This is a genomic window from Bradyrhizobium sp. RT6a (genome assembly GCF_040547675.1).
Lineage (GTDB): Bacteria > Pseudomonadota > Alphaproteobacteria > Rhizobiales > Xanthobacteraceae > Bradyrhizobium.
This window is the reverse complement of record NZ_JBEPQC010000004.1, coordinates 145,400-156,457: the sequence shown is the minus strand read 5'-3', so window position 1 is coordinate 156,457 and position 11,058 is coordinate 145,400. Positions and strand designations below refer to the sequence as shown.

At 63.9% G+C, this 11,058-nt stretch carries 13 protein-coding genes; 4 read left to right on the top strand and 9 right to left on the bottom strand.

Translation table 11 applies throughout. The features are described from left to right. Window positions 1-157 precede the first annotated feature (157 nt). Window positions 158-541 (top strand): carboxymuconolactone decarboxylase family protein, encoded by a 384-nt coding sequence (locus tag ABIC03_RS22515; RefSeq protein ID WP_007597318.1) that lies wholly within the window; start codon window positions 158-160, stop codon window positions 539-541. 218 nt (window positions 542-759) lie between these two features. Continuing rightward, window positions 760-1,656 (top strand): NAD(P)-dependent oxidoreductase, encoded by an 897-nt coding sequence (locus tag ABIC03_RS22510; RefSeq protein WP_354061150.1) that lies wholly within the window; start codon window positions 760-762, stop codon window positions 1,654-1,656. A 401-nt stretch (window positions 1,657-2,057) separates the two neighbouring features. Here the strand turns inward: ABIC03_RS22510 and ABIC03_RS22505 are convergent, their stop codons facing one another. After that, window positions 2,058-2,384, bottom strand: a complete 327-nt coding sequence (locus ABIC03_RS22505; protein WP_018453248.1) for a DUF1330 domain-containing protein — start codon at window positions 2,382-2,384, stop codon at window positions 2,058-2,060. Window positions 2,385-2,518: 134 nt separating this feature from the next. Continuing rightward, window positions 2,519-3,217 carry a winged helix-turn-helix transcriptional regulator gene (locus tag ABIC03_RS22500; RefSeq protein WP_354061148.1) on the bottom strand — a complete coding sequence of 233 codons (699 nt, stop codon included), beginning with the start codon at window positions 3,215-3,217 and terminating at the stop codon, window positions 2,519-2,521. A 182-nt stretch (window positions 3,218-3,399) separates the two neighbouring features. On the opposite strand from ABIC03_RS22500, the gene ABIC03_RS22495 reads away from it, so the two are divergent. Next, window positions 3,400-3,918 carry an SRPBCC family protein gene (locus ABIC03_RS22495; protein ID WP_354061146.1) on the top strand — a complete coding sequence of 173 codons (519 nt, stop codon included), beginning with the start codon at window positions 3,400-3,402 and terminating at the stop codon, window positions 3,916-3,918. A gap of 57 nt (window positions 3,919-3,975) precedes the next feature. On the opposite strand, the gene lysA is transcribed toward ABIC03_RS22495, so the two are convergent. The 3 genes from lysA to argH form a co-directional block, all read right to left on the bottom strand. Beyond that, window positions 3,976-5,241, bottom strand: coding sequence for a diaminopimelate decarboxylase (gene lysA / locus ABIC03_RS22490; protein WP_354061144.1), 1,266 nt, complete (start codon window positions 5,239-5,241; stop codon window positions 3,976-3,978). A 23-nt stretch (window positions 5,242-5,264) separates the two neighbouring features. Continuing rightward, window positions 5,265-5,555: an LPS translocon maturation chaperone LptM gene (gene lptM / locus ABIC03_RS22485; protein ID WP_275170928.1), complete on the bottom strand. Its 291-nt coding sequence runs from the start codon at window positions 5,553-5,555 to the stop codon at window positions 5,265-5,267. A 94-nt stretch (window positions 5,556-5,649) separates the two neighbouring features. Continuing rightward, a complete protein-coding gene (gene argH / locus ABIC03_RS22480; RefSeq protein WP_354061142.1) occupies window positions 5,650-7,047 on the bottom strand; it encodes an argininosuccinate lyase in 1,398 nt (465 codons plus the stop codon). A gap of 94 nt (window positions 7,048-7,141) precedes the next feature. On the opposite strand from argH, the gene tlpA reads away from it, so the two are divergent. Further along, window positions 7,142-7,843: a thiol:disulfide interchange protein TlpA gene (gene tlpA, locus ABIC03_RS22475; RefSeq protein ID WP_502916947.1), complete on the top strand. Its 702-nt coding sequence runs from the start codon at window positions 7,142-7,144 to the stop codon at window positions 7,841-7,843. 10 nt (window positions 7,844-7,853) lie between these two features. Here the strand turns inward: tlpA and ABIC03_RS22470 are convergent, their stop codons facing one another. From ABIC03_RS22470 to ABIC03_RS22455, 4 genes are all read right to left on the bottom strand, one after another. Continuing rightward, window positions 7,854-8,048 carry a hypothetical protein gene (locus tag ABIC03_RS22470; protein WP_354061140.1) on the bottom strand — a complete coding sequence of 65 codons (195 nt, stop codon included), beginning with the start codon at window positions 8,046-8,048 and terminating at the stop codon, window positions 7,854-7,856. A gap of 149 nt (window positions 8,049-8,197) precedes the next feature. Further along, on the bottom strand, window positions 8,198-9,079 hold the full coding sequence (locus ABIC03_RS22465) for a 3-hydroxybutyryl-CoA dehydrogenase (RefSeq protein WP_007597339.1): 882 nt from the start codon (window positions 9,077-9,079) through the stop codon (window positions 8,198-8,200). 192 nt (window positions 9,080-9,271) lie between these two features. Then, window positions 9,272-10,216 carry an electron transfer flavoprotein subunit alpha/FixB family protein gene (locus tag ABIC03_RS22460; RefSeq protein ID WP_085350745.1) on the bottom strand — a complete coding sequence of 315 codons (945 nt, stop codon included), beginning with the start codon at window positions 10,214-10,216 and terminating at the stop codon, window positions 9,272-9,274. Next, window positions 10,216-10,965: an electron transfer flavoprotein subunit beta/FixA family protein gene (locus ABIC03_RS22455; protein ID WP_007597346.1), complete on the bottom strand. Its 750-nt coding sequence runs from the start codon at window positions 10,963-10,965 to the stop codon at window positions 10,216-10,218. The genes ABIC03_RS22460 and ABIC03_RS22455 overlap by 1 nt, the downstream gene beginning before the upstream one ends. Window positions 10,966-11,058 lie beyond the last annotated feature (93 nt).

Below are 11,058 nucleotides of genomic sequence, written 5' to 3'. Positions count from 1 at the left end.
GTAGAGAAGCGTACCACAACGGCAGCACTGAGGCATCCGTTCCTGTACGGGAGACACCCCTTTTCCCGCATAACACGAGGACGTGACTGGCACGCCGCAACCCCGTAATTTCCGCGCCGCCAGCCAAGGAAAACGTAAGAGAAGCAAAGGAAACGCCATGGACAAAAAGATGCACGACAAGGGCCTGGAAGTCCGCAAAGCGGTGCTGGGCGAGGCCTATGTCAACAACGCCCTGAAGACCGTCGACGACTTCAATCGTCCGTTCCAGGAGATGCTCAACGAATATTGCTGGGGCACGGTGTGGGGCCGCGAGGAGCTGCCGCGCAAAACCCGCAGCATGCTCAACATCGCGATGATCGCGATCCTCAATCGTCAGCACGAATTCCGCGCGCATCTGAAGGGCGCACTCACCAACGGCGTCAGCCGCGACGAGATCCGCGAGATCCTGATGCAGGTCGCAATCTATGGCGGCATGCCGGCCGCCGTCGACAGCTTTCGGATCGCGCGCGAGGTGTTCGCGGAGATCGACGGCAAGGCGTGAGGGGGGCCGGTGTGAGGGACGGGGCCGCGACGTCCCCATGTCGTCCTGGCGAAAGCCAGGACCCATAGCCACCGGCAGGTGTGGTTACGGGCACTCGGAGTTGCCACTTCGCGCCACAACCTCTCCCTGGGGTAATGGGTCCCGGCTTTCGCCAGGACGACACCGAGGATGGAAGCGCGCCGATCAACAACAACGAATATCCAACACAAGGAAACACCATGGACATCGGATTCATCGGCCTCGGAAACATGGGTTTCCCGATGGCGCGGCGGCTGATCGAGGCCGGCAACCGACTCGTCGTGTTCGACACGCGCCAGGAGGTCGTCGACAAGCTGGTGGCGCGCGGCGCCACTGCGGCGACGTCGCCGAAGGACGTCGCCGACCAGGTCGAGACGGTCATGGCGAGCCTGCCCTCGCTGCAGGCCTCGCTCGCGGTTGCGACGGGGCCGAACGGCGTGATCGAGGGGAGCCGCGTAAAACGCTTCATCGATCTCTCCACCGTCGGTTCAGCGATGGCGGTGAAGATTCACGGCCTGCTCGCCAAGCATGACATCGTGCAGATCGACTGCCCCGTCTCCGGCGGCGTCGGCGGCGCCGAGAAGGGCACGCTGGCGGTGATGGTCTCGGGGCCGAAGACCGAGTTCGAGCTGCTCAAGCCCGCGCTCGACATCATCGGAAAAGTGTTCTTCATCGGCGAGAAGCCCGGCGCGGCGCAGACCATGAAGCTTGCCAACAATTTGTTGTCGGCCACCGCGATCGTGGCGACCTCGGAAGCGGTGGTGATGGGCGTCAAGGCGGGGCTCGATCCTGCCGTGATGATCGACGTCATCAATGCCGGCTCCGGCATGAATACCGCGAGCCGCGACAAGTTTCCGCGCTCGGTGCTGCCGCGCAGCTTCGACTTCGGCTTCGCCACGGGACTGATGGTGAAGGACGTGCGGCTGGCGCTGGAGGAGATGAAGCAGCTCGGCCTGTCGATGGAGGTCGCGGATGCGGTCGGCCGGTTGTGGGAGACGGTCATCAGCGCGGAAGGCGCCGAGTCCGATTTCACCGCGGCGATCAAGCCGATCGAGAAGAAGGCGGGTGTTGTGGTGGGCGGCAGGCCGGCCAGCTAGCGCCAACACGAGAACGCAGCGCCGACGACCGGCGCTGCGTTGTCCTCCTTGGATCGATCTGCTAGGAGCGGCGTCTGCCAAGTTCCAGAAGGTCGATCGGCTGATCCAGTTGCAGGGAGGCAGAACCCCCACTGCACTTGATATACTTCTCGTCGCACCTGCGCATGCACCGTCTCTCGCTCGAGCATTTCGCAGAGGTGTTGTTGCAGCTGACCCACGTAATGTCGCACCGCGTCACCCGGGCCGACGCGGCGCCGGACAATCCGATCAGGAAGGCCACGCTGCAAGCTGCGAAAAACATGCGAGGCAGGCCGGCGCCGGCCAGTGAATCGTTCATTCCAATCTCCTGTGTTGGCCGGGCACGTCTGCGCCTGCGGCCGAGTTTTTGCCAAAGACGCGGTTCAAGCCTTGGCGAGATAGGGGATCGTGCCGGCCAAGTCGGTATCGTCGATCAACTGGAAGCGACTCTCGCTGCCGCCCCTGCGCGCTGCCGCGAAGCGGCCGTAGGCGGGATCAGTGACGAAGGACTCCGCCGCTTTCGCCGTGGGAAACGACATGATCGCGATCAGCGACGTGTCTAAAGGCGCACCTTCCAGCGTCTTCACATTGCCGCTGCGCGAGAGATACTTGCCGCCGTGCTTGTGCACCAGCTCGTGGACGGACGCCGCGTAGTCCGGCACCCACTTTCCGTCAGTCACTTTGATGTCTGCGATCAGATACGCTGTCATGTCGTGTCTCCTGGCTCGAGTTCAGCTCCGCGTTGATAGGGGCGGGCATCACTTGGGTGCCAGAACACGGCCGGGGCTCGCCAGTACGGGAACTGTAGCGGGGCGATACAAATACTGAATTGCGCCGCCCTGGATCAGCTCGCCAGCTTGCGTTCCTTGGCGAACGGGCTGAGGCCCAGCCAGCTTTGCATGGCCGCGGCAAGCTGCCGGTCGCCGGTAAGCAGCATGCGCCGGCTTGCGACGGCCGCGCGCACGGTATCAAGTCCCATCCAGATCGCCGTCATGGTGCGCAGATCAACCGACACGTATAGGTCAACATCGAAACCGGGATCAATCGAGCAGAGATCGACACTGTCGTCGGGATCGACGATCAGCCACCACAATCGCTGCGTCGAAGGTAATTCCGGATACGCGAACTGCAGCACGCTGCGGCGGGTCGGCATCGGCGTCGTGTTCAAATTCCGCCGCATGTCCCACATCAACAGCTGGACATCGAGATGCTGAAGCGACAGATCCGACTCGATGCGGCGCTGGCCCCAGATGCCGAACGCCTCGACGATGGGGCCGAGTTCGCGTCCGGCGGCGGTCAGCTGATACTCGATCACGCCGCGCTCGGAAGCCGACGGCTGGCGGATGACGATGCCTGCAGCTTCGAGTTCCTTGAGACGTTGAGAGAGCAAGGCAGGCGACATCCGCGGAACGCCGCGGCGCAGCTCGTTGAAGCGCGTCGAGCCGGCAATGAGTTCGCGAAGGAGCACGACGGTCCAGCGCGTGCATAATATCTCGGCCGCCATCGCGACCGGACAGAACTGCCTGTAGCTGCCGATGGTCATGCGGCCCTCCGTGACAAGCGAAGGCGGAACCTTAGGGCCGATGCGCGCGGCTTCCTAGTTCAGTTTCTGTATCAGCGGCGATTCATTCTCTGAACTGGCCGCGGACCGTGGTGAGCGTCTATTCGACCGGCATTGGCAAGCCGGCCGCCGCAATCGCGGCCCGCCGGACACAGGAGATTACCATGAAGAAATACGATTCAGCGGCTTCCAGATTGCTCGTTTCGCTTCGCAGCGCCGCGATTTGCACCCTCGGCCTGGGCGTCGGCGTCATGCCGGCGTCCGCAGCCAATCTGACGAGGAGCATCGAGGTCAGCAGTGCTGCGGCCGAGGTGTGGTCCGTCATCGGGCCGTTCTGCGCGATCAAGGATTGGCTGCCGCCGGTAGGGCAGTGCATTACGGACGGCAAGTCGCCGCCAACCCGGACGCTCGTCACCAGGGACGGCAAGGCCTCGTTCGTGGAGACGCAGACTGCGCGGAGCGACAAAGACTACAGCTATTCCTACGCGTTCCTGTCGAGCCCACTGCCGGTGAGCCAGTACAAGTCGACCATCAAGGTCACGGCAAAAGGTGAAGGCGCGTCGGTGGTGACATGGACCGGCATCTACACGCCCGACCCGGGGCGGGAGAAGGACGCGATCGATGCCCTCGGCGGCGTCTATGATTCCGGCCTCGCCGCGATCAGGGACCGGTTCAAGAAGTAGGAATCAATGCAGCGATGGGCGCAGGGGTAGCTGCGCTCATCGTCGACGATCACACAATCACAACCAGGGCGCCGGCGTATCCATCGCGATCAGTTGCTCGACTTCGATGCGCGGACGCACGACGGCGTACTGGTCGCCCTTCACCAGCACCTCGGGCACCAGAGGTCTCGTATTGTAGGTGCCGGCCTGCACTGCGCCGTAGGCGCCGGCGGTCATGATGGCGATGAGGTCGCCGGGCTTTGGCGTCGGCAGCGTGCGATCGAGTGCGAGGTAGTCGCCGGTCTCGCAGACCGGACCGACGACGTCGGCCATGATTGTGGCCGCCCCCTTCGCGGGCTGCGTCACCGGCAGAATGTCGTGATGGGCCTCGTAAAGTGTCGGGCGGATCAGATCGTTCATGGCGGCATCGATGATGACGAAATTCTTGCCGTCGCCGTGCTTCACGTAAATCACCTTGGCGACCAGGATGCCGGCATTGCCGACGATCATGCGACCCGGCTCGAACATCAGCGTGCAGCCGAGATTGTGGCTGACGCGCTTGACCATGGCGGCATAGGCGTCGGGCGCCGGCGGCGCCTCGCGGTCCATGTAATAGGGAATGCCGAGACCGCCGCCGAAATCGACATGCGAGATGTTGTGGCCGTCGGCGCGCAGCGTCTGCACGAATTCTGAGAGGATGCGGAACGCGATCTCCATCTTGGAGAGGTCGGTGATCTGGCTGCCGATATGCACGTCGGTACCTGTGACCTCGATGCCCGGCAGCTTTGCGGCGCGGGCATAGACCTCACGGGCATGCGCGATCGGAATGCCGAACTTGTTCTCGGATTTGCCAGTCGAGATCTTTGCGTGCGTGCCGGCATCGACGTCTGGATTGACACGGATCGAGATCCGCGCGGTCTTGCCCGTCTCTGTCGCAAGGCGCGACAGCAGCTCGAGCTCGGGCTCGGATTCGACGTTAAGGCAGAGGATGTCGGCGGCCAGCGCGGCGCGCAGCTCGTCTTCCGTCTTGCCGACGCCGGAGAACAGGATCTTGCTTGCCGGGATGCCGGCGGCCAGCGCGCGCTTCAATTCGCCGCCGGAGACCACGTCGGCGCCGGCCCCCAGCCTGGCCAGTGTGCGCAGTACCGACTGATTGGAGTTCGCCTTCATGGCGTAGCAGACCAGCACCTTCTCGCCGGCGAAAGCGTCAGCGAAAACGCGATAGTGCCGCTCGAGCGTTGCGGTCGAATAGCAGTAGAACGGCGTGCCGACGGCTGCGGCCAGCTCTGACAGGTTCACCGCCTCGGCGTGCAGCACGCCGTTGCGATAGTCAAAATGGTTCATGGCGTTGGCTCAGTTGCCCCAGCCTATCGGCTGGGTCTTTCGTCCAGAAGCGGGTCGAGGATAAACGGTTTCTTCCTGCCCTTGGTCGCCGCCGGTGCGGCGTCGGCGCCATAGGTGGGATTGAACACGCTCGGCGTCCTCTGGGCTTCGGTCTCGGTGTCGGTCGGCGGCGCGACGTTGGCCGTGGACGCGCTGGAGGCGGTCGGCGGCAGATCCAGCGGGCCCTTGCGGCCACAGCCGGCAAGCGCGAGCGCCGTCAGGCTCAAGACAATGATGGCCCACCCCGAGCTGGCCGGGCGAAACTTTGACGTCACGACGAAATCCCCACTACGCGCGGCGCACCATACAGAGATTGGCGCGCTCTGGCGAGACCCGGATGGCCATGAAACATAAGCGAAATTTTGCCCCTCAGCCCAATTTTCGCTCTTTTTCCAGCCGCTTCAGCCAGGCCTTGGCCTGCGACGCCACGTTCTTCGGCGCGGTGCCGCCGAAGCTGGTCCGGCTCTTCACCGACGATTCGACCGAGAGCACGCCGAGCACGTCTTTCGTGATCTTCGCTTCGATCGCCTGCATCTCCCTCAGCGGCAGCTCGTGCAGCGCCACGCCGCCCTCGGCGGCTTTCGCGACGATGCGGCCGGTGACGTGATGGGCCTCGCGGAACGGCATCTTCAGCGTCCGCACCAGCCAGTCGGCAAGATCGGTCGCGGTGGCGTAGCCCTCGCCTGCGGCCGTCTTCATCTTCGCTTCATCAGGCACGAGATCCCGGACCATGCCGGTCATGGCGCGGATCGCGAGCGACAGCGCGGCGAAGCCTTCCATGGCGCCCTGCTTGTCTTCCTGCATGTCCTTTTGATAGGCGAGCGGCAGTCCCTTCATCACGATCAGCAGCCCATTGAGCGCGCCGATCACGCGGCCGGTCTTGGCGCGCACCAGCTCGGCGGCGTCAGGATTCCGCTTCTGCGGCATGATCGAGGATCCCGTGGTGAACTTGTCGCTGAGGCGGATCATGCCGACCAGCGGCGAGGTCCAGATCACGATCTCCTCGGCAAAGCGCGACATGTGCACGGCGCAGATCGAGGCCGCCGACAGCGTCTCCAGCACGAAGTCGCGATCGGAGACCGCATCGAGCGAGTTCGCCATCGGACGATCAAAACCGAGCGCCTTCGCCGTGGCGTGACGGTCGATCGGGAACGAGGTACCGGCGAGCGCGGCAGCTCCGAGCGGGGATTCGTTCAGCCGCTTGCGCGCGTCCTGGAAACGGCCGCGATCGCGCGCGGCCATCTCGACATAGGCGAGCAGATGGTGGCCGAAGGTCACCGGCTGCGCGGTCTGCAGGTGCGTAAAGCCGGGCATGACCGTTCCGGCATGCTCCAGCGCGCGCTCCACCAGCGCCTGCTGGAACGCGGCGAGCGCGGCGTCGGTTTCATCGAGGACATCGCGGACATAGAGACGGAAATCGGTCGCGACCTGGTCGTTGCGCGAGCGCGCGGTGTGGAGTCGGCCGGCGGCCGGGCCGATCAGCTCGGACAGGCGGCTCTCGACATTCATGTGAATGTCCTCGAGCGCGCGCTTGAATTCGAAGCCGCCCTTGCCGATCTCTGACAAAATCGTGTCTAGACCCTTGCCGATATTTTTCGCATCAGAGGCCGTGATGATGCCCTGCGCGGCCAGCATCGCGGCGTGGGCCTTGGACGCGGCAATGTCCTGGGCAAAGAGGTGACGATCGACGTCGATGGAGACGTTGATCTCTTCCATGATCTCGTCGGGACGTTCCGAGAACCGGCCGCCCCACATCTTGTTGCTCATGATCCCCTGCTCACGCCCTGCCTGTCGCCGCCGCACGTTTGCTGACGGCTGCCAGCCGTATTAAGAGGCCTCTGATAGCCATATCTGCGACCGGATGACAAACGATATGCTCGACCCCAACGATAGGCTCGACCAACGGACAGCACGGTCGGCCACGCGCCGTATCCCCGTCGTCATCCTCACCGTGGTGGTCGGGGGCCTGGCCGGCTTTGCCGCGCTGTACGGGCTGGGCCTGGGCCGGGCCCCATCCGGCGATCCCGCCTGCCGGGCGGCGGTGAACACCGCACGGAAGATCGCCCCGCTCGCCCATGGCGAGGTGGCGGCGCTGACCATGGCGAGCGCACCGCTGAAGCTGCCGGACCTGGCCTTCGAGGACGCCGACGGCAAGCCGAAGAAGCTGTCGGATTTCCGCGGCAAGACGCTGCTGGTGAACCTCTGGGCCACTTGGTGTGTGCCCTGCCGCAAGGAAATGCCGGCGCTGGACGAGCTCCAGGGCAAGCTTTCGGGCCCGAATTTCGAGGTGGTGGCGATCAATATCGACACCCGCGACCCCGAAAAGCCCAAGACGTTCCTGAAAGAGGCCAATCTTATCAGGCTCGGCTATTTCAATGACCAGAAAGCCAAGGTTTTTCAGGATCTTAAGGCAATAGGCCGGGCTTTAGGCATGCCCACCTCGGTGCTGGTCGATCCCCAAGGCTGCGAGATCGCGACGATCGCGGGGCCGGCGGAATGGGCGAGCGAGGATGCGCTCAAGCTGATCCGGGCTGCGACCGGCAAAGCCGCGGCGTCGTTCTAAGCGATGATGTTTAGGCGGTGACGTTGAGGTTGCTGCCGACGCCGGCGCCGACATTGGCAAGCGAGGGCTGTCCGGCGCCGAGCAGCGTCAGGACGGTGGATTTCTCCGCATCCGCGTTCTGCTTCATCAGCGTCGCCGAGATATTCGACTGCAGCGCGCCTTGCTGAGAGGCCAGCATGCTGCTGACCATCGCCATGATGTCCATTACGCAAACCCTCGTACCGGCCGTAACCTAGAGGCGAGCGGTTAACGGGACATGAATTGTCGCGAAGCGCCGTAAGGTAGGCTTTGTCCGTGTCCCGGACGCGGCGCGGCACGAAGTGACGCACCGCAGAGCCGGGGCACGAGACCGGCTTATCGCGTCGGAACCGGCTTGGCGCCGCGGTAGTCGTAAAAACCGCGCTGGGTCTTGCGACCGAGCCAGCCAGCCTCGACGTATTTCACCAGCAGCGGGCACGGGCGGTACTTGGAGTCGGCGAGGCCCTCATGCAGCACCTGCATGATCGACAGGCAGGTATCGAGGCCGATGAAATCGGCGAGCTCCAGCGGGCCCATCGGATGGTGCGCCCCGAGCTTCATCGCTGCGTCGATTGCCTCGACGTTGCCCACGCCTTCATACAGCGTGTAAATCGCCTCGTTGATCATCGGCAGCAGGATGCGGTTGACGATGAAGGCCGGGAAATCTTCGGAGACTGCGACCTGCTTGCCGAGCTTGCCGACGAATTCCTTTGACGCCTCGAAGGTCTGGTCGTCGGTGGCGATGCCGCGGATCAGCTCCACCAGCTCCATCAGCGGCACCGGATTCATGAAGTGAATGCCGATGAAGCGTTCGGGCCGGTCGGTGGCGGCGGCGAGCCGGGTGATCGAGATCGAGGAGGTATCGGAGGCGACGATCGCTTCCGGCTTCAACACGGCGCAGAGATCGTGGAAAATCTTGCGCTTGACCTCTTCCTTCTCGACCGCGGTCTCGATCACGAGATCGCAATCCGCGAGATCGTCCAGCTTTTCGCCGGCCACGATACGCGCCATCGCCTTGGCTTTGTCGTCCTCGCTGACGGCCTTCTTGGAGACCTGGCGCGTCAAATTGCCGTTGATCGTGGCCATGCCTGACTTGAGGCGGTCGGTCGAAATATCGTTGAGCACCACGTCGAAGCCGGCCAGCGCAGCGACATGCGCGATGCCATTGCCCATCTGCCCCGCGCCGATCACGCCGACTTTCTTGATTACTGCCGCCATAATGTCATCCACCGGAACGGCGCACTATCAACCGCGCCTGCCTATCCCCCGAGCCGGGAGATCCAATTTAATCAGAACCCGGCCTCGAAACCTAGATTGGATCGCTTCGAAGGCGTGTCCCACGCCAAAGAAAACGCCTCAAAACGCAACACCGGCCGGAGTTTATAGCTCCGGCCGGTGTTTTAGCGCGTTTTACTTGCCGAGCTTGCCGAGTTCGGCGGTCAGCTCCGGAACCGCCTGGTAGAGGTCGGCGACCAGGCCGTAATCGGCAACCTGGAAGATCGGCGCGTCCTCGTCCTTGTTGATCGCGACGATCACCTTGGAGTCCTTCATGCCGGCCAGATGCTGGATCGCGCCGGAAATGCCGACCGCGACATAGAGCTCGGGGGCCACGACCTTGCCGGTCTGGCCGACCTGCCAGTCGTTCGGCGCATAGCCCGCATCCACCGCCGCGCGCGAAGCGCCGACGCCGGCGCCGAGCTTGTCGGCGAGCGGCTCGATATACTTTGCGAAGTTCTCGCGGCTCTGCATGGCGCGGCCACCGGAGACGATGATCTTGGCCGAGGTCAGCTCGGGACGATCGCTCTTTGCGACTTCCTCGCCGACAAAGGACGACAAGCCCGGATCGGCCGCCGCCGCGACGCTCTCGACCGACGCGCTGCCGCCTTCACCCGCTGCGGCAAAGGTGGAGGTGCGCACCGTGATGACCTTCTTGGCGTCCTTCGACTTCACCGTCTGGATGGCGTTGCCGGCGTAGATCGGGCGCTCATAGGTGTCGGGGGCGATCACCTTGGTGATCTCCGAGACCTGCATGACGTCGAGCAGGGCTGCGACGCGCGGCATCACGTTCTTGAAGCGCGAGGTCGCGGGCGCGACGATGGCGTCATAGGACGGCGCCAGAGAGACGATCAGCGCGGCCAGCGGCTCGGCCAGATCGTGCGCGTAAAGGGCGCCGTCGGCGAGCAGCACCTTCTTCACACCGGCAAGCTTTGCGGCGGCGTCCGCCGCGGCCTTGGCGTTCTCGCCCGCCACCAGAACCTCGACGTCCGCGCCGAGCGCGGCCGCCGCGGTCAGGGCCTTGTTGGTCGCATCCTTGAGCGACGCGTTGTCGTGTTCGGCAATCAGAAGCGTCGTCATCAGAGCACCCCGGCTTCGTTCTTGAGTTTCGACACCAGCTCGGCGACGTCCTTGACCTTGACGCCCGCCTTACGGCCCGCCGGCTCGGTCGTGTTGAGAACCTCGAGGCGCGCAGTGAGATCGACCCCGTAATCGGCGGCGGTCTTGTCCGCGATCGGCTTCTTTTTGGCCTTCATGATGTTGGGCAGCGAAGCGTAGCGCGGCTCGTTGAGACGGAGATCGGTGGTGACGATCGCCGGTCCCTTCAGCTTCACGGTCTGCAAGCCGCCGTCAACTTCGCGGGTGACCTTGAAGTCGCTGCCTTCAACCTCGAGCTTCGAGGCGAAGGTCGCCTGCGACCAGCCGAGCAGCGCGGCCAGCATCTGGCCGGTCTGATTGCTGTCATCGTCGATCGCCTGCTTGCCGAGAATGATCAGGCCCGGCTGCTCTTCGTCCGCAATCTTCTTCAGGATCTTGGCGACCGCGAGCGGCTCGACCGCGCCCTCGGCCTTCACCAGGATGCCGCGATCGGCGCCCATGGCGAGACCGGTGCGGATCGTTTCCGACGCCTGCGCCGGTCCGATGGAGACCACCACGACTTCGGTCGCCTTGCCGGCTTCCTTCAGGCGCAGCGCTTCTTCGACCGCGATTTCGTCGAACGGGTTCATCGACATTTTGACGTTGGCGAGTTCAACGCCCGATCCATCGCTCTTGACGCGGACCTTGACGTTGTAATCGACCACCCGCTTTACCGGTACCAAGACCTTCATCGATCCTCTTTCACTCAATCTGGGAGGGGGTTATCAACTGGCGCGGAACCTAAAGGCCTGATCCGGCCCGGTCAACGCGCGAAGGGGTCTAAT

Excerpts from the sequence above, each read along its gene's own strand:
- ABIC03_RS22505 (WP_018453248.1), bottom strand. The coding sequence starts at position 2,384 with ATGACAGCGTATCTGATCGCAGACATCAAAGTGACTGACGGAAAGTGG.
- argH (WP_354061142.1), bottom strand. The coding sequence starts at position 7,047 with ATGAGCAACAAGATGTGGGGCGGCCGGTTCTCGGAACGTCCCGACGAG.
- ABIC03_RS22500 (WP_354061148.1), bottom strand. The coding sequence starts at position 3,217 with ATGACCATCGGCAGCTACAGGCAGTTCTGTCCGGTCGCGATGGCGGCC.
- lysA (WP_354061144.1), bottom strand. The coding sequence starts at position 5,241 with ATGAACCATTTTGACTATCGCAACGGCGTGCTGCACGCCGAGGCGGTG.
- tlpA (WP_502916947.1), top strand. The coding sequence starts at position 7,142 with ATGACAAACGATATGCTCGACCCCAACGATAGGCTCGACCAACGGACA.
- ABIC03_RS22470 (WP_354061140.1), bottom strand. The coding sequence starts at position 8,048 with ATGGACATCATGGCGATGGTCAGCAGCATGCTGGCCTCTCAGCAAGGC.
- ABIC03_RS22455 (WP_007597346.1), bottom strand. The coding sequence starts at position 10,965 with ATGAAGGTCTTGGTACCGGTAAAGCGGGTGGTCGATTACAACGTCAAG.
- ABIC03_RS22465 (WP_007597339.1), bottom strand. The coding sequence starts at position 9,079 with ATGGCGGCAGTAATCAAGAAAGTCGGCGTGATCGGCGCGGGGCAGATG.
- ABIC03_RS22510 (WP_354061150.1), top strand. The coding sequence starts at position 760 with ATGGACATCGGATTCATCGGCCTCGGAAACATGGGTTTCCCGATGGCG.
- ABIC03_RS22495 (WP_354061146.1), top strand. The coding sequence starts at position 3,400 with ATGAAGAAATACGATTCAGCGGCTTCCAGATTGCTCGTTTCGCTTCGC.
- ABIC03_RS22515 (WP_007597318.1), top strand. The coding sequence starts at position 158 with ATGGACAAAAAGATGCACGACAAGGGCCTGGAAGTCCGCAAAGCGGTG.
- ABIC03_RS22460 (WP_085350745.1), bottom strand. The coding sequence starts at position 10,216 with ATGACGACGCTTCTGATTGCCGAACACGACAACGCGTCGCTCAAGGAT.